We start from the raw sequence: 16935 nt of genomic DNA on the forward strand, positions 1-16935 counted from the left end.
TAACTGATGTCCTCACGGATTTTTGCAGCACTGATGCGCGACACCGGCGGATCGGACTCCGGTGACAGCGACGCGACCGCCGAGAGCGACGTGACCTCGTCTCCCGCCCGGACCGACGGCGGTGCCGTCGCCGACGGGACGTCTCGCGAGTCGCTCCGGTCGCGGTTCCGCCGGAGTCGATTTCTCGAATCGCTCCCGTTCTGGGGCCCGCCGGGACTGCTCGTGCTGTTCTTCGTCTACGGCGCGATCGGCTGGAACTTCATCATCTCGCTGACCGGGTGGGAGGGGCTCGGCTCGCCCGACTACTCCTCGTTGTCGACGGAGATGTACACGCGGCTGCTCACGGACGCGTCGTTCCACGCCGCGTTCCGGAACACGCTGGTGTTGCTGCTCGCGTTCACCGTCCTCTCGCTCATCGTCGGCCTGCTGGTCGCGATACTCGTCGACCAGAAGATCCGGCTCGAGAACACGTTCCGAACGATCTACCTGCTGCCGATGAGCCTCTCGTTCGTCGTCACGGCCATCTTCTGGTCGTGGATGTACAACCCCCGGATCGGCCTCGTCAACGAGGTGCTCCGGAGTATCGGCCTCGAGTCGCTCACGCAGGCGTGGCTCTCGGACCCGCAGTTCAAGCTGGCGGCGATCATCTTCGCACTGATGTGGCAGTTCTCCGGCTACTGCATGGTCGTCTACCTCGCTGGACTTCGCGCCATCCCGAACGCGCAGTACGAGGCGGCGCGCATTGACGGTGCGTCGACGATCCGGCTCTACTGGCGCGTGATCATCCCGCAGCTACGAGCGTCGACGATGTCGGCGACGGTCGTACTCGTCGTGTTCGCACTGAAGGCGTTCGACTTCTTGTTCGTGCTGTTCGGGGTCAATCCCGGCCAGTCGGCGGACATCCTCTCGGTGATGATGTACCGCGTCGCCTTCGATCGCATCCAGTGGGCGTACGGCTCCGCGGTCGCGATGGTGCTCTTCGCCATGGCGCTCGGCGTGATAGGGCCGTACCTGTTCGTCCAGTACCGGCGGGGTGAGCTATGAGCGCCGACACGAGCGGTGGGTCGTTCGACCTCGACGCCTCCCGGATCGCGCTGTACGCGGTCCTGCTGGCGATGGTCGCCTTCTACCTCGCACCGCTGGAGTCCGGGTTCATGACCGCGTTCAAGACTCCGGACGGTTTCCGGTCGACGACGCCGTTCGCGCTCCCGCCGATCGGCGAGTTCACGCTCTCGGCGTGGGGAATGGCGTTCGACCGGCTCTCCGCGGGGCTGCTCAACAGCGCGACGATGGCGGTACCGGCGACGGTGCTGTCGGCGCTGTTCGGCTCGCTCGCGGCGTACGGACTGACGAACCTCAGTTGGCGGGGGCAGGTCGGCGTCCTGATGCTGTTCGTCGCCGGCGTGTTCATCCCGTACCAGGCCGTGCTCGTGCCGCTGACGCAGTTCTGGTCGTTCGTCGACCTCGGCGGCCGGATCCCGATCGGGATCGTCGCCGACAACGAGGGACTGATCAACCTCGGTATCACGCACGTCGCGTACGGGATACCGATCTGTACCGTCCTCTTCCGGTCGTACTACGCGACGATCGACGACGAGATGCTGGAGGCGGCCCGACTCGACGGCGCCTCGGCGGCGACTATCTACCGCCGGATCATCCTCCCGCTCTCCGTCCCGATCTTCGCGGTAACGCTCATCTACCAGTTCACGCAGATCTGGAACGACCTCCTGTTCGCTATCGTGCTGGTCAGCGACCCGTCCAACCAAGTGGTGACGGTCGCGTTGAACCAGCTTCAGGGATCGTTCGTTCAGCAGTTCAATCTCCAAATGGCGGGCGCGTTCGTCGCGGCGCTGCCGACGCTCGTCGTCTACGTCCTCTTCGGAGAGCAGTTCGCGAAAGGCGTCGCAGGTGATACATAATGGCACGACTCGAACTCGACTCGGTGACGAAACGGTTCGGCGAGGGCGAGGGCTCCGTCCTCGCCGTCGACGACGTGAATATCGACATCGCGGACGGGGAGTTCCTCGTCCTGGTCGGTCCCTCGGGCTGTGGGAAGTCCACGACCCTCCGGATGATCGCCGGACTCGAATCGATCACGGACGGCGAGATCCGACTCGCCGGCCAGCGGATGAACGAGCAGGGGCCGGCCGAGCGGGACATCGCGATGGTGTTCCAGAGCTATGCGCTCTACCCGCACATGACCGTTCGCCAGAACATGCGCTTCGGTCTCGAGGAGTCGACCGACCTCAGCGAGGACGAGATGGACGAACGCGTCGACGAAACGGCCGAACTGCTCGATATCACGAACCTGCTCGATCGCAAGCCCGGCGCGCTCTCCGGCGGACAACAGCAGCGCGTCGCGCTCGGCCGCGCCATCGTTCGCGAACCCAAGGCGTTCCTGATGGACGAGCCGCTCAGCAACCTCGACGCGAAGCTCCGCTCGCAGATGCGCACGGAGCTCCAGCAGCTCCAGAACGACCTGGACACGACCACCGTCTACGTCACTCACGACCAGACGGAGGCGATGACGATGGGCGACCGGATCGCCATCCTGGACGGCGGTGAGCTCCAGCAGGTGGCGACGCCGCTCGAGGCGTACCACCGACCGGCGAATCAGTTCGTCGCAGGATTCATCGGCGATCCGTCGATGAACTTCGTCGACTGCGCGGTCGAGGACGCGGCCCTCGTCGCCGATGCGTTCCGATACCCGCTCGCCGAGTCGACCGCCGCCGCGGTCGCCGACAGCGAGCGCGCGACGCTGGGGATCCGGCCCGAGGACCTCTCCGTCACCGCCGACGCGGAGGCCGCCGACGGTCACGCGTACGCCGCCACCGTCGAAGTGGTGGAGCCGATGGGCGACGAGAACGTCGTCCACCTCTCGCTCGCGGACGGGCCGGACCTGGTCGCGACCATCGACGGGCTCCGACAGCTCGAAGACGGGACGGACGTGATCGTCGAACTCCCGGAGAACGCGATCCACGTGTTCGACGGCGCCACCGGCGAGGCGGTCCACAGCCGTTCGCTCGAGGCCGCCGAGCTGAACGAAACGCGGGTTTAACTCCTCGCTGACCGCTCCGCGGTCGGTTTTATTTTTCACAGTCGCGCAGCGGCGCCGCGGCGAACGGGTCGACCGTCAATCGGTCGGTGGTCGACGACTCACAGCCCGCGTCGCTCCCACGCCCGAGCGGTCGCCCGCCCCACCGCCGCCGCCGCGACGACCTCCGCGTAGAAGGCGACGAAGAAACCGAGCGCGACCGCGTTGAGCGCCGCGTACGCCGCGAAGACGACGCCGAGTCCGCCGGCGGCGAGCAGGACCGCGACGAGATAGCCGGCGTCGCGGGTCGCCGCTCCCACGAGCGTCGCGTCGACCGCGGCACGGAGCGAGCGCTCGCGAGACACCGCGACGAGCGCGGCCGGGAGCGGATACAAAAGTGCGAACGCCAACAGCGTCGAGACGGTTGACCCGACGATGAAGAATATCCCGTCGGTGGTGCCTGTCGGATCGATCCCCTCCAACGGTCCGCCGAGCGTCACGGTCAGGAGGATGACCGGGACGGCGAGGTAGCCGACGACGGTCACGCTCGCCCGCAGCCCGTCGCGGACCAGCGGCCCGATCGGTCGCCAGCCGGGGCGGTCGGGGTCCGTGTCGGGTCCCGCGGTCGCCGTCGCGACGAGGACCCGCGCCAGGTACCCGGCCACCGCGACGAACGGGAGCACCGGCAGCCAGACGGCGAGCAGGTGCAGTCCGCCGCCGACGACGAGCGCGTCGAGCCGCCTCGACCCGCGCACCGGATACGTCAGGATGGCCGGGATCACGCTCGGACCACGCGGCGCGGCGCGCCGCCGTCGCTCTGGCCGGTCATCTGCGGGATCACTCGCTAGTCACTCTCGGATCCGTTCGACCTCGCGCCGGATCCCCTCGCGGACCCGGTCGCCGACGTCGTCCGCCGAGTCGACGGTTTCGACGTCTTCGGTCTCCAGCAGGCGGTCGAGCTTTCGCTCGAACTCCCGCTCGTCGATATCGCCTCGCGCGTAGCGCTCCCGGAGCGCGGTGAGCGCGGGGTCGGCGTCCCGCTCCGCGTCGCCGTCGTTCCGATCGGGGAGCGGTTGCGTCAGCGTGTGGAGCACGGGGAGCACGATAAATAGCCCGAGGAACCACACCAGCGGGAGGGTCCACCAGAGCCCGGTGACTATCGGGGCGGCGACGCCGACGCCCACGACGAGGAGCGCGAACACCCGCCGCCAGCGGTGGCGGAGGTTCCACGCGATCCGTCTGGAGAGCCCGGTCATACCTGAGACGACGACAGCGAGGCGGAAATCGGTTTCGTCGCACTCGGGCGACGCCGCTCACTCCGGATCGACGACGATCCGGTCGCCGGGGTCGACGCCGTGTCGCTCGCTCCACCCCTGCGGGACTTCGAGGACGTACCGGCCGGTGCCGCGGTACCGAGTGAGTGGGGATGACTCCGGCTCGGCCTCGTGGATCGTCGTTATCGTCCCGTTCGAGGCGACGAACACGATGTCCAGCGCGAACGCCATCTCACGCATCACGTAGGCGCGCTCGCGGTCGTCGTCGTGGACGAACAGCATCCCCTCGCCGGCGTCGAGGTCGTCGGTCGCCGAGAGCCCCACGTATCGTTTCACGAGACCGTCGGCGACGCGGACCTCGACGGTCGCGAGCGACTCGCCGGTGTCGCCGTCGACGGCCTCGACCGTCGTCGTCTCGTAGTCGGTGATCAGGAGGGCCGGGTTCGCCGCGACGGCGCCGAATCCGAGGAGGATGCAGAGCGCGAGACCGACGGCGACCCCGAGGAGACGACGGTTCACGGGCGATCGTTGCGCCGGAGAAAGAAACCGTTTTCCGCTCCGGGCGGGTTCAAGCGGGTGAGGGCTTGTGGTCTAGCTGGTTATGACGCGGCCTTTACAAGGCTGAGATCGGCGGTTCGAACCCGCCCGAGCCCATCTCTGAGACGAACGGAGTGAGTCACTGAGATGTCTGCGATGGCGTTCGAATCCTCTCAGTCGCGCGCAGCGAACGGAGCGAGCGAGCACGTCTGAGTTCGGTTCGAACCCGCCCGAGCCCACTTCGCCGGGAACGCTTCGCGAGCGACGCCGCCGCAACTGTGCGAACCGATCCGCGTCCGCATCTCGATACCGCGAAGTCTCACCGCGACGTCCAGCCGCCGTCGGCCGCCAGCGTCTCGCCCGTGACGAAACTCGCGGCGTCGCTGGCGAGGAACGCGACCGGGCCAGCGATCTCCATCGGGTCGGCGAAGCGGTCCAGCGGCGTCCGATCGAGGATCGACTGCCGGAGTCGCTCGTTCTCTTGTAGCGTCTCCGTGAGGTCAGTGGCGACGTACCCCGGAGCCACGGCGTTTACCCGCACCGTGGGTGCCCAATCAATCGCCGCGCTCTTCGTGAAGCCGACCAGTCCGTGTTTCGAGGCGACGTACGGGTGCTGTCTCGGAAGCCCGACCTCGCCCGCGACGCTGGCGACGTTGACGACGCTCCCCCCGGCATCTTTCAGATGCGGCCCCGCCGCTCGGAGGGTTCGGAACGCGCCTCGTAGGTTCACGTCGAGCACGTCGTCGACCGCGTCGGCCTCGATGTCGGCGGGGTCGCCGAGTGCCTCGTTGGGGTTGAATCCCGCGTTGTTGACGAGCACGTCCAGCGAGCCGAAGCGCTCGACGGTCCGGTCGACGAGCGCCGCCACGTCGTCGTCGTCGGTCACATCCGCCGCGATTCCTCGCGCGTCGGCGCCCAGTTCACGGGCCGCCTCGGCGACCGCTTCGACCTCCGAGGCCGTTCGAGCCGAGGGGACGACCGTCGCGCCGGCGGCCGCCAGTCCGAGGGTTATCGCTCGCCCGATACCGCGCCCGCCGCCCGTGACGACCGCGACGCGCCCGGTGAGGTCGGGGAGCGCGTCGCTGGGGGATCGGGGGGCCTCGTCCGCGGTCGCATTGCGGTCGGTCATCGCGGCTTAAACCCCCAGTGCGTCCGCCAGTTCGTGGATCGATCCGACCGTGTGATCCGGCTCGCCGTCGAACGGCTCCCACGGCGTCCCCTTCCGGTCGAGGCGGACCGCCTGCATCCCTGCGTGGGCGGCACCCATCACGTCGAACCAGCCGGCAGTGACGTGGACGACCTCGTCTATCGGCGTCCCGGTCCGGGCGGCGCCGTGGCGGTACAACTCCGCGGCTGGCTTGAACGTCTCCACCTCGTCGGCGCTGATGGCGTCGTCGACGAGGTCGCCGATGTCGGCGTGTTCGACCATCGAGTCGAGCATCGCCGGGTTCCCGTTCGAGAGCACGTACGTGTCGTACCCGCCCTCGCTGAGGCGTTCGATTCCCGACCGGACGTCGTCGAACACCTCTAACTCGTGGTACACCGCGAGGATCTCGTCGCGCTCGGCCGTCGAGACGTCGGCGCCGTGCGCCTCCAGTGCGTACGTCAGCGCGTCTCGGTTCATCTCGTAGAACGGCTGGTAGGCGTCGATGGCGTTCGCGACGAACGTGTACGCCAGCGAGCGCGACCGCCACAGGCGCGACACCGGCTCGGGGTCGGCGACGCGGTCGGCCAGCGCGGCCTCGGCCGCCTCGACGTCGACGAGGGTACTGTACGAGTCGAACGTCACCGTTCTGACGCGGTCGGGCTCAAACGACATTCGCGTCGTCCTTCGGTCGCCGCCGTCATTACTCCCGGTGGTCGATCCGGTGAGCGATCCCAGTCGCGGATTCTGCCGATCGAAACACAGCGATGACGGTCGCGGGGTGCGGCCACAGTCACGGCGCCCGCGTGCGGGTCGCGATCGATGCCCTGTCAGCCTCCTCGCTCGGTTCGGTCGGCGGGACGCGTGTGCGCGTCAGGATCGGTGTGTCCTCGGTCGTGATGGGGCCGTCGTACGACACCGGGTGTGCAAACTCATAGCGCATAGAACGGGTCTTCCGTGCTCCCGATCGGGAGCGATGTTCGGACGGTGTCGTGTACTCGGTGACCGAGAGCGAGGATAGGGAAAGGGTTCGCAATACCGCTCTATAGCACTCAATACCGATCCGAAGAAACGACTATACGAACCCCGCTCGCATACCGATTTGTGAGCAACCACACCGGGCGGTCGGACCACCGGATCGCGCTCGTCTGCGTCCAGAACGCGGGCCGGAGCCAGATGGCGGCGGCGTTCGCCGAGCGCGAACGCAACCGTCGCGACGCGGGCGATCGGATCGAGATCGTCACCGGCGGGACGCGCCCCGCCGACCGCGTTCACGACGTCGTCGTCGAGGCGATGCGCGAACTGGATATCGACCTCGGCGACCGAACGCCGCGAGAGGTGACGCCGGACGAGCTTCAGAGAGCGGATCTGATCGTCACGATGGGGTGTTCGGCGTCGGACGTCTGTCCCGCGACGTGGAGCGGCGAGAATCGCGACTGGGGCCTCGACGACCCGCACGGTCGCCCCCTCGCGGAGGTGCGCGAGATCCGCGACGAGATCGCCGAGCGAGTCGAGGCGCTGTTCGACGAACTGCTGTCGGAGACGCCGTCCACGGGGTGACGCGGATGACCGAGACGCCGGCCGACGAGCCGACGGATCTCGACGGCGTGTCCGTCGAACGGGCGGCCGCCGTCGTCGACGGCGAGGGAGACGCCGGCGAGGTGCGCGAGACGCTCGCTATCGTCGCCCGGGACGGGATCGTCCGCCGGGCGGCCGTCGACGACGCCCTCGCGAACGCGTCGCTGGTGGTGACGACCGCCGAGACGCGGACGGAGCTCGCGGCCGAGAAGCTGGCCGGCGCGCGGGAAGCGGCCGATCTGGCCGCGGACTTGCCCCCCGTGATCGGGCGCCTCGACGACTTCGACGTGCGCCTCGACGGTATCGAGAACCGCGCGGATGACCTCGGCGACGCCGTTCAGGAGGTGCTCGACACGAGGGAAGACGGGGACCTCTACGCGATCGCGCGGCGGGTCAAGCGGGTGACGACCGCCGCGACCGAGGTCCAGCGCGCCGCCGACGACCTCCAGTTCGAGATCGACTCCTTCGAGACGTGGCTCGCCGACGCCGACCGACGCGCCGAGGAACTCGCCGCCGACGTCGACGCGCTCGCGGAATCGGTGGACGAGCTCGACGCCGCCGTCGAATCGCTCGCCGCCGACGGCGGGGGCACCGGGAGCGAGCGCGACGCGGCGTCCAGGTGGGCCGCCGCGATGGTTCGACACCGCGTCGCGTCGCTGTTGATCGCTGACGTCCGGGCCGAACTGGCGGCGCTTCGAACGTGGGCCGAGCGCGAGGACGAGGCCCCGCCGTCGGGGATCGGGTCGCGGCTCGACGAGATTCGGACCCGTCACGAGGCCGCCGGCGAGCGGCTCGCCGCGCACGCCGAGCCCGAGTGGACCGCTCGGTTCGGGGATCGGCTGGCCGCGCTCGACGAGTCGCTCGACGCGATGGATCCGCCGGTCGCGTGGGCCGAGGTCGAGGCCGTCGTCGAAGAGCATCGGCCCGCGGCGGACGGGTAACCGAATCTCTCGGAGGCTGTGCGGGCGTCGGCGGAACGCCGACCGCCGGGGTCGCGTCGGCCGCCCCCGTCGCACGGGCAGTCAGTGGTCGACGTTCTCGTCGCGGACCTCGGCTCCGGCGGCGGTCTGGGCTATCGACCGGGCGCAGTCGGTCGCTCGGTCCAGCCGCACGAGGGCGTCCGACAGCGCGACCGCCGCAGAGGCCGGTCCCGGGACCGCGCCGTCGTACAGCCGCCCATCGATCGACTCGATGCCCTCCGCGGCGTCGTCGCACCGCTCTCTCGCCCACCGGGTCGCTGCCCCGTCCCCGTCGAGGACGGCCGTCACCGCGTCGTCGACGGCGAGGGCGACGTCGTCGGCCACGGCGCGCACGTCTGCGGCCGACTCGTCAGCGAGCGGCTCCGACAGCTTCTCGCCGGCTCCCGCTATCCGGACGGCCTGATCGGCGACCGCTTCGAGACGGCGAGCGGTGGCGTGGTAGGCGAACAGGTCGGGTCGGGAGACGCCGAGCGCGTCGAGTTCGGCGTGCGAGACCAGCGACCGCGAGAAGTGCCGCGTGACCATCTCCGCGGATCGACGCGCCTCGTCGGCGCGGTCGCGGACCCTCGAACGCGCGTCCGCAGCGTCGACGAGGGCCTCGGTCGCGTCGCGGAGGAGCGAGACGACCGCGTACCGGAGCTGCACGACGGACTGACGAACCGAAACGGACGAGGTGTCCAAGAGGTGTCTGATCGTGATCTCCGCGTCCGATTCGCTGAAGACGTTCGTCCCGACCAACCCGCGAACCGCGGACCGCGCGGCCCTGCGATCCGCGTCGGAGAACGCCTCCGCCCGACGCAGCCTTATTATCTCGAAGCCGACCGCGTGAGCCGTCCGAACCGCGCGTCGAACGGCCTCGGGACCGCCGTCGGCGTCGATTTCGATCGTCGCCTCGTCGAGTCGGTCGACGTCGGCGGCCGAGGACCGGACGAGGATCGAACCGTCGCGATGAGTGTACAGTCGCAGCTCCATCCCCACCTCGAAGCCGTGGCGCTTCGCCCATCCCTTCGGAATCGAGACGGTGAACGTGCCGCCGCCGACCTCCTGCAGCTTTCTCGTCTCCATGGTCAGTAGATCAGCTCGGGGTCGCTCTCGTCCATGTACAGCGTCCGCGCGGCGATGTTGACGGCGTGATCTCCGACTCGCTCCAGATCGCGGATCGTGAGCAGCAGCCGCGACACGTCGTCGAGCAGCCGCTCGACGTCCCACCGGTCGGCCTCGCTGCCGACGAGTTCGCGTACGACGGCCTCGCTGGCGTGTTGACACGCCGCGTCGAACTCGTCGTCGCGCGCGGCGACCGCTCGACACGCTTCGGCGTCCGCGTCGGCGTACACGCCGACGGCGTCCCGAAACTGTCCGAAGGCGGTTTCGCCGATCCGTCGGACCCGTGCCTCGGCGACGACATCCGAGCCGCCGGCGAGGGCGTACCGGGCGAGGTTCGTCGCCAGGTCGCCGACCCGCTCTAGGTCGGTGAGTATCTTGTACGTCGCGGCGACGAAGCGAAGGTCCGAGGCGACGGGCTGCTGGAGGGCGATCAGGTCGACGCAGTCGCTCTCGAGGGCGAGGTACCGCCGGTTGATCTCGTCGTCGCCGTCGATCACCGCGCGGGCCGCCTCGCGGTCGTCGCCGTCGATCACCGCGCGGGCCGCCTCGCGGTCGTCGCCGTCGAGTGCGTCGAGCGCCGCCAGAAGCTGCGCCGACACGCCGTTCGCCATCGATTCGACGTCGGCTCGCAGTTCGTCCAGCGACTCGTGGTACGCTTCGCGGGACACGGCGATCACCCGAACTTCCCGCTGATGTAGTCCTCGACGCGCTGGCTCTCGGGGTTCTCGAAGATCTTCTCCGTGTCGTCGTATTCGACCAATTCACCGCCGGTCAGGAAGACGGCGGTCTGATCGGACACCCGGGCCGCCTGCTGCATGCTGTGGGTGACGACGACGACCGTGTAGTCCCGCGCGAGGTCCTCGATGAGATCCTCGATCTTCGAGGTGGCGATCGGGTCGAGCGCCGAGGCGGGCTCGTCCATGAGGATGACTTCCGGGTCCACGGCGAGACACCGCGCGATACAGAGGCGTTGTTGTTGACCCCCGGAGAGTCCGAGCGCGTTGTCGTCCAACCGATCGCTCACCTCCTCCCACAGCGCGGCCCGTTCGAGCGACCGCTCGACGAGCGTCGCCTCGCGCTCGGGCTCCGCGCGCCCGGTCAGTCGCGCGAGCAGCCCCGTCTCGATGTCGCCGTGTTTCCGCGGGCCGTACGAGACGTTCTCGCGGATCGACTTGGGGAACGGGTTGGGGCTCTGGAACACCATCCCGACCCGCTTGCGAAGCTCGACGAGGTCGACGCCGTCCTGGTAGATCTCCTCCCCGTCGAGCTCGACGGTGCCGTCGACGCTTGCGGCGCGGATACGGTCGTTCATCCGGTTGAGACACCGGAGAAACGTCGACTTTCCGCATCCCGACGGGCCGATGAGCGCCGTCACGCTCTGCTCGGGAATATCCATCGAGACGCCCTTCAGCGCGTGGTCGTCACCGTAGTGGACGTCGAGGTCGTCGACGGCGAGTTTCGTCTCGCCGTCGGCCTCGTAGCTCGTACACTCCGAACGCGTCTCCTCGACGGTCTCCCCGGCGGTCGTGGAGACCTCCCGTTCGTCGGTGCGGTTCGCCGCGGTCTCTGCGGTGTCTGTCTGACTCATTGGTTGAGTTTCCGTCTGAAGTAGTAACGCGTCGCGATACCGACCGCGTAGAACGCCATGACGACGAGCAGCAGCGTCAGCGCCAGCCCCCACGCGAACTCCTGCGGGTCTTGGATGTTCCCGCTCAGGCCCGCGGTGATGAGCGCGTAGAGCTGGTACGGCAGCGCGCTCGTCGCCTCCAGCAGCGCGGGGTTGCTGACGAACGGCGGCGACCAGCTCAGCCGGAAGCCGCTCATCACGGCGGGTGCAGCCGACTTCCCCGGCAGGACGCCGCCGCCGGTGGTCAGGAGAATGGGTGCGGTCTCACCGGCGATCCGACCGACGCCGAGGATGACGCCGGTGGTGATTCCCGGAATCGCCGCGGGCAGCACGACGCTGCGGATCGTCTGCCACTTGGAGACGCCGAGCGCCGCGCTGGCGTCGCGGTACTCGTCCGGGACCGCGAGGATCGCCTCTCGGCTCGTGATCAACACCAGCGGCAGCAGCATGAACCCAAGCGTCAACATCCCGGCTATCAGCGACTTCTGGTTGCCGAAGCGCGGGATCAAGAAGGCGGCACCGAACAGCCCGAAGACGATGCTCGGCGTGCTCCAGAGGCCGTTCGTCGCGACCTCGACGGCGCCCGTGAACCGCCCCTGTTCGGCGTATTCGCTGAGGAACACGGCGGCGCCCACGCCGGTCGGCACGGCGAAGAGAACGGCGCCGACGACCAGCCAGACCGTCCCCACGAGCGCGGGGAACACGCCCGCGACGTCCGCCAACAGCCCGGCGCCGTTGGTCAGGAACGGCCACCTGATCAGGCTCCCGCCACCGACGCCGAATCCGTTGAACAGCCCGGGGAGCCCCTTCACCGTCACGAAGGCGACGAGGCCGACGAGCACCGACAGTATCGAGCCGACGACGAGGTAGATGAGCACGTACGCGCCGACGTTCCGCCCCCGAGCGCCGAACCCGCCGTACGCCTTCGCGGCGCTCCAGCCGCTCACCAGCGAGGCGAACAGCACGACCACGGGGACGACGGTGTCGCCGAACAGCGTCGCGTTGTAGTCGACGAGTGCCCGCTCCCAGCCGGGGCCGACGACGCCGGTGACGAGCGCCAGCCCGCAGAGGCCGGTGACCGCACCCGCCGGCACCGTGGACCCCACGTCCTCGCGGGGGAGCGCGGTCGCCGCGAACGCGGCCCCGCCGAGGGCCGCGGCGACGCCGACCCGACCAGCCGCGTCCAGTCCGAGTGCACCGGCGACTGCCGCGCCGACAGCGAGCCAGACCCCAGTGAACGCGGTCGTGGCGACGAGCCCCGCGCTGGGTTGGGGCGCGGTGTCGACGTACTCCAGCCGCGAGGCCGCGCCGAACCCGACGACCGACGCGCCGAGCACGAGGAGCACCGCACCGAACGCCACCGACAGCTCGACGCCGGCGACGGGGTCGCCGATCGCGACGACGTCGAGCAGCGCGGCGAGGCCGACGCCGAATGCGACCCCGGCGAGGCCGACCGCACCCCCCGCCGCCGCCTCGTACGCCGTGCGGTCGTCCCTGACGAGCGCGGTCTGCGTGGCGCGGCTCATTCGGCACCCCCGAGGCGCCGACGCATCCGCGCCTCGATGTACTGCGAGGCGACGCTCAGACACAGCACGGTGACGAACAGGACGACGCCGGCGGCGAACAGCGCGCTCTCGTGCACGCCGTTCGCGCTCCCGTAGCCGCGCGCGATGAGCGAGGTGAGCGTCTCGTACCCGTAGAAGACGTTGAGGAGCGGCTCGCTGATCCGCGGGATCCCGGCCAGCATCACCGTCGCGGCCATCGTCTCACCGATCGCCCGCCCGACTCCGAGGAGGACGGCCGCCGAGACGCCGGAGAAGGCGGCCGGGAGCGTTATCGAGGTCATCGACTGCCAGTCGGTCGCTCCGAGCGCGAGCGACCCGTTCTTCATCACGTCCGGGACGCTCGTCAGCGCGTCCTCGGCCACGGAGACGACCGTCGGTAGCGCCATCAGTCCGACGACCATGCCGACGAACAGGTACGTCGAGCCGCCGTTGAGGGCGAACGCGTCGCTCGCCCACGGGTTGATGACGGTGAACCCGATGAAGCCGTACACGATCGAGGGGATCCCCGCCAGTATCTCGATCCCCGGCTTCACGAGTTCGCGGACCCGCGGCGGCGCGATCTCGGCGACGAACAGCGCCGCGGCGACGCCGAGCGGCCCCGCCACGAGCGTCGCGATGGCGGTCACCATCACCGTCCCGTGGACCATCGGGAGCAGCGAGTACCGGACGGGCTCCGAGACGGCGTCCCAGCGGGTCTGCACGAACATCCCCAGTCCCGGCACGGAGACGCCGAAGACGGTCGCCGTCTCGTACCGAAACGCCGGAACCGACTCGGCGAAGATGAACACGACGATGAGCCCGAGCGTGACGAGCGTCACCGTCGTCATCGCGAACGTCACCGCGCGGGCGACGAGCGCCTGGTGGCGTACCCAGCCGTAGCCGGTGGCGACCAGGAATCCGCCGAGCGGGACGGCCGCCCACGGAGACGCCAGCAGGAACCCGAGGAACGCGGCCAGCAGCGATCCCATCGAGATGAGGACCACCGCCAGCGCGGCCGGGTCGGTGTCGTCGACGAACTCACGCGTTCTGGTCAGCCGTCGCTCGATGCTCGTGCGCCAATCGGTTCGGGTGGGAGTGAGTGACATATAATGAGTGGGGATGCGAGGCGAGCGTCCGCGCGGTCGCGGAGCCTCTGTCGGTCCAGAGACCGGTTACGCCTGGTCCGGGAGCTTCGCGCGTTCGGCCTCGATGTCCGACGTCGGCAGCGTGATGTAGTTGACGTCCTCGACGAACGTCTTCTGGCCGAACTCCGTCAGGAACATGTTGAGGAACGCGGCCTCGCGCATGTCCGTGCCGCTCGGCGTCTCCTCGTCGATCCGGGTGTACATGTGCAGGTCGCGGTTCAGCGGGTACTCGGAGTCGAAGATGGTGTTCTCGGCGTCGGGGTCCGGACGGTAGACGGTGCCCTCGAAGTCGATGGCGATCGCCTGAATTCCCGACCCGGAGAACGCGAGCGCCATGTAGCCGATGGCGTTGTCGTTGTCTTGGAGGACCTGTTGGACCTGCTGGTTCTGCCCGAGTCGCGTGTCGACGTCCATCTCCGCGTCGGCGTCGCCAAGCATGTTCAGTCGGAACGACGTGTCGGTCCCGGAGCCCTCGGCCCGGCCGACCACGTAGATCTCCTGGTCGGGACCGCCGACCTCGCTCCAGTTGCTGATGTCGCCCTGGTAGATGCCGCGGATCTGGTCGCCAGTGAGCTGTTCGACGCCGGCATCGTAGATGGCCTGACTGACGAACACCGGCTGGCCGTCGCGGCCAACCACGTGGTCAACGTAGTTCTCGTCGCGCTCCTCCTCGCTGATGTCCAACTCGGCCGTGATGGGGCCGGAGGAGTTCCCGATGTCGACGAGGCCGTCTCGGACCGCCTCACAGCCGGTCCCCGAGTGGCTCAGCGCCACGCGGGTGGCGAACGGCGGATTCGAGCGCTCGCCGGTCGTCTCGAAGCCGTACAAGCTCGCGAAGTAGTCGGCGATGTTCTGGTCGGTGTCGATCTGGTCCCACCCGGCGACCGACGACTCGTCGTTGGCTCCCCAGTACTCGCCGTCGCTCGCCGGCGAGTTCGAGTTCCAGTAGGAGCTCCCCTTGTTCGAGATGGGGTACACAGTCGACGACCCCTCGGCCGTCACCGTCGCCGGCCCCGACGACCCGGAGCTCATGGAGTTGCTGCTCTCGTCGCCGCCGTCGCTCCCGTCCTCGCCGCCGTCGCCGCTACACCCGGCGAGGCCCGCCGTCCCGACGGCGGCCGACGCCAGCAGATACTTTCGGCGTGATACTGCGCCCGCCTGACGCCCTGCGTCGCGTGACATCAACTGGAGACAGACGCAGATCGGTTAAACAGGTTTATAATAGGCTGATATATCGGTACGTTACGCCCCTGTACTGCCCGTATAGCGCAGTATCGGCTCGTATCAGTCGGTACCGGTACTGACCGATATATAGTGATCCCAACCTCATCCACCGGGTCGGTGTCGTCCGTCCTCGCGACCCAACTTCGACGGGTACCGATCGGATCACTCCACGTGGCGCCGACCGGATCACTCCACGCCGAGTTCGCGCACGGCGTCGGCCGAGATCGTGATCCCGGCGTCCGACGCGGTGACCCGTCCGTCGAGCACGTCGGCGAGCACGTCACGCAGATCGTCGATGAACGACTTCGGCCGATCGACCTGAATCCGGGTCGTCGACTTCCCCTCGTAGTTCAGTCCGCGATGACGGACGTACGTCCGCACGAACGCGCGTCGAACGGGGCACGGGACGTCCCACACGGCCGCTGGGAGCCGGTCGAGCGACGTCTTCACGCCGGCCGGCACCCCCATCGTGACGAGACAGCGCCCGAGGACCGTCCCGTCGCAGGTGGGTACGATCTCGGTCGCGCGACCGGACGCTCCGGCGTTTCTGTGCTTCGTCTCGACGCCGACGCGCTCGAAGGCGCGGCGGATCTCCGCGGCGTCGACCCGCTCGCCCGGTGCCACCGCGGGGACGTAGCTCGTCGCGCTGACGCTCCCGCCCGCGAGGACGTGCGCGAGCAGTTCGACGAGCGCGGCGGCCGTCTCGCCGTCGGGGTCCGGATCGAGCCAGCCGTGCTCGGTCGCCGTGTTGATCGCCCGGACCGGGTCGGGGATCGCATCCTTGAGCCACCCGCGGACGCGCTCGTTCGGGAGGTCGAGGGCGTTGCCGACGCGCATTCGACCGGCGTTCGGGTGTTCGGCGGCGTACTCCCGTACGCGCCGGTAATCGACGACTTTCTCCCACGGATCCGGATACTCTCGGTCGCTGTATGTCCGGGCGAGCGCCCGGGCCGTGGGAAACATGTTAGATAATCTATACCGTTCGCGTTTGAACGTGCCGGACTAATTTTCAGGACTGAGATATGGGTCAATAGGTACATATACTTGGTTAACATCATCCTAATCAGCCAGCGACCCGACGGTCGCGCCCCGCGAGATATTCGGGATCGCGCCTCGGCCCCAGCTGGGTTCAACTATGAAACCACGCAACCTATTCAACAAGGACGATCGCGGTGTGAGTCCCGTAATTGGGGTCATACTCATGGTCGCAATTACAGTCATTCTGGCCGCCGTCATCGGGACGTTCGTGCTGGGACTCGGTGACTCGCTCGGTGACAGTCAGCCGACGGCACAACTGAATGCTGAGATCGATTACACCAACGGAAACATTACCATTGAACACGCTGGAGGAGATTCGATTGAATCCGAAGAACTTCGCGTGGTCGTTGAGCTTAACGGCACGACTGTAGAATCTAACAGCACCTACGCAAATCGACTTTCCGTTGGTGACTCGATTACTGGTTCTATCGTTACTGGCACAACTGGAACTGCAGCCAACTCTGAAGTCCGTGTTCGCGTGATCCACTCAAGCAGTGACAGCATCCTGCTAGACCGCACATTCGAGACAACCAGTGAGCTCGGTTCGCCCAACACTAGTGGTTTCGATCTGGTTGCAGCCTAAGTAGCTCGTATTCCAGCGGTATCAATTTTTAATTCACGTTTGGTAGTACACCTACAGATCCTGCCTCATCGCTCTCTGGGTTACGTTCTTTATATGCTGGTGTGAGTAACACGACCTCGGTGC

At 68.1% G+C, this 16935-nt stretch carries 18 protein-coding genes and 1 tRNA gene; 7 read left to right on the plus strand and 12 right to left on the minus strand.

All coding sequences use genetic code 11. The annotated features are described in order from the left end of the window. Positions 1–33: 33 nt before the first annotated feature. From ACNS84_RS06335 to ACNS84_RS06345, 3 genes are read left to right on the plus strand one after another with little or no spacing between them, the layout of a single operon-like run. Positions 34–1044: a carbohydrate ABC transporter permease gene (locus tag ACNS84_RS06335; RefSeq protein WP_435074007.1), complete on the plus strand. Its 1011-nt coding sequence runs from the start codon at positions 34–36 to the stop codon at positions 1042–1044. Continuing rightward, positions 1041–1919 carry a carbohydrate ABC transporter permease gene (locus tag ACNS84_RS06340; protein ID WP_435074008.1) on the plus strand — a complete coding sequence of 293 codons (879 nt, stop codon included), beginning with the start codon at positions 1041–1043 and terminating at the stop codon, positions 1917–1919. The genes ACNS84_RS06335 and ACNS84_RS06340 overlap by 4 nt, the downstream gene beginning before the upstream one ends. Further along, the gene (locus tag ACNS84_RS06345) at positions 1919–3058 is read left to right on the plus strand and encodes an ABC transporter ATP-binding protein (RefSeq protein ID WP_435074009.1); all 1140 of its coding nucleotides are present in this window, start codon (positions 1919–1921) and stop codon (positions 3056–3058) included. The genes ACNS84_RS06340 and ACNS84_RS06345 overlap by 1 nt, the downstream gene beginning before the upstream one ends. A 98-nt stretch (positions 3059–3156) precedes the next feature. Here the strand turns inward: ACNS84_RS06345 and ACNS84_RS06350 are convergent, their stop codons facing one another. The 3 genes from ACNS84_RS06350 to ACNS84_RS06360 form a co-directional block, all read right to left on the minus strand. Then, positions 3157–3816, minus strand: coding sequence for a DUF4013 domain-containing protein (locus ACNS84_RS06350; protein ID WP_435074010.1), 660 nt, complete (start codon positions 3814–3816; stop codon positions 3157–3159). A 66-nt stretch (positions 3817–3882) separates the two neighbouring features. Continuing rightward, complete coding sequence (locus tag ACNS84_RS06355) at positions 3883–4290, minus strand: SHOCT domain-containing protein (RefSeq protein ID WP_435074011.1); 408 nt, start codon at positions 4288–4290, stop codon at positions 3883–3885. A gap of 57 nt (positions 4291–4347) precedes the next feature. Next, on the minus strand, positions 4348–4827 hold the full coding sequence (locus ACNS84_RS06360; protein WP_435074012.1) for a DUF192 domain-containing protein: 480 nt from the start codon (positions 4825–4827) through the stop codon (positions 4348–4350). Positions 4828–4888: 61 nt separating this feature from the next. Here ACNS84_RS06360 and ACNS84_RS06365 point away from each other — a divergent pair. Then, positions 4889–4962: transfer RNA gene (locus ACNS84_RS06365), tRNA-Val, on the plus strand. A 202-nt stretch (positions 4963–5164) separates the two neighbouring features. Here ACNS84_RS06365 and ACNS84_RS06370 read toward each other — a convergent pair. Beyond that, the gene (locus ACNS84_RS06370; RefSeq protein ID WP_435074013.1) at positions 5165–5974 is read right to left on the minus strand and encodes an SDR family NAD(P)-dependent oxidoreductase; all 810 of its coding nucleotides are present in this window, start codon (positions 5972–5974) and stop codon (positions 5165–5167) included. A 6-nt stretch (positions 5975–5980) separates the two neighbouring features. Next, positions 5981–6664, minus strand: a complete 684-nt coding sequence (locus tag ACNS84_RS06375; protein WP_435074014.1) for a haloacid dehalogenase type II — start codon at positions 6662–6664, stop codon at positions 5981–5983. Positions 6665–7126: 462 nt separating this feature from the next. Here ACNS84_RS06375 and ACNS84_RS06380 point away from each other — a divergent pair, with 462 nt between their 5' ends. Then, on the plus strand, positions 7127–7549 hold the full coding sequence (locus tag ACNS84_RS06380) for an arsenate-mycothiol transferase ArsC (RefSeq protein WP_435074711.1): 423 nt from the start codon (positions 7127–7129) through the stop codon (positions 7547–7549). 5 nt (positions 7550–7554) lie between these two features. Then, positions 7555–8508: a coiled-coil domain-containing protein gene (locus ACNS84_RS06385; protein WP_435074015.1), complete on the plus strand. Its 954-nt coding sequence runs from the start codon at positions 7555–7557 to the stop codon at positions 8506–8508. 81 nt (positions 8509–8589) lie between these two features. On the opposite strand, the gene ACNS84_RS06390 is transcribed toward ACNS84_RS06385, so the two are convergent. From ACNS84_RS06390 to ACNS84_RS06420, 7 genes are all read right to left on the minus strand, one after another. Beyond that, positions 8590–9612 carry an AbrB/MazE/SpoVT family DNA-binding domain-containing protein gene (locus tag ACNS84_RS06390; RefSeq protein ID WP_435074016.1) on the minus strand — a complete coding sequence of 341 codons (1023 nt, stop codon included), beginning with the start codon at positions 9610–9612 and terminating at the stop codon, positions 8590–8592. Positions 9613–9614: 2 nt separating this feature from the next. After that, a complete protein-coding gene (locus ACNS84_RS06395) occupies positions 9615–10319 on the minus strand; it encodes a phosphate signaling complex PhoU family protein (RefSeq protein ID WP_435074017.1) in 705 nt (234 codons plus the stop codon). 5 nt (positions 10320–10324) lie between these two features. After that, positions 10325–11239, minus strand: a complete 915-nt coding sequence (gene pstB / locus ACNS84_RS06400) for a phosphate ABC transporter ATP-binding protein PstB (RefSeq protein WP_435074018.1) — start codon at positions 11237–11239, stop codon at positions 10325–10327. Continuing rightward, a complete protein-coding gene (pstA, locus tag ACNS84_RS06405; protein WP_435074019.1) occupies positions 11236–12804 on the minus strand; it encodes a phosphate ABC transporter permease PstA in 1569 nt (522 codons plus the stop codon). The genes pstB and pstA overlap by 4 nt, the downstream gene beginning before the upstream one ends. Further along, positions 12801–13928 (minus strand): phosphate ABC transporter permease subunit PstC, encoded by a 1128-nt coding sequence (gene pstC, locus ACNS84_RS06410; RefSeq protein ID WP_435074020.1) that lies wholly within the window; start codon positions 13926–13928, stop codon positions 12801–12803. Before pstC ends, pstA begins: the two co-directional genes overlap by 4 nt. 66 nt (positions 13929–13994) lie before the next feature. Then, a complete protein-coding gene (locus ACNS84_RS06415; RefSeq protein ID WP_435074021.1) occupies positions 13995–15149 on the minus strand; it encodes a substrate-binding domain-containing protein in 1155 nt (384 codons plus the stop codon). A gap of 228 nt (positions 15150–15377) precedes the next feature. Continuing rightward, positions 15378–16154, minus strand: a complete 777-nt coding sequence (locus tag ACNS84_RS06420) for a hypothetical protein (protein WP_435074022.1) — start codon at positions 16152–16154, stop codon at positions 15378–15380. A gap of 238 nt (positions 16155–16392) precedes the next feature. Between ACNS84_RS06420 and ACNS84_RS06425 the strand changes: the two genes are divergently transcribed. Further along, entirely contained in the window at positions 16393–16812 is a 420-nt protein-coding gene (locus ACNS84_RS06425) for a type IV pilin domain-containing protein (RefSeq protein WP_435074023.1), read from the plus strand. Positions 16813–16935: the final 123 nt, after the last annotated feature.

The organism is Halorubrum wangae, assembly GCF_051194135.1.
Taxonomy (GTDB): Archaea; Halobacteriota; Halobacteria; order Halobacteriales; family Haloferacaceae; genus Halorubrum.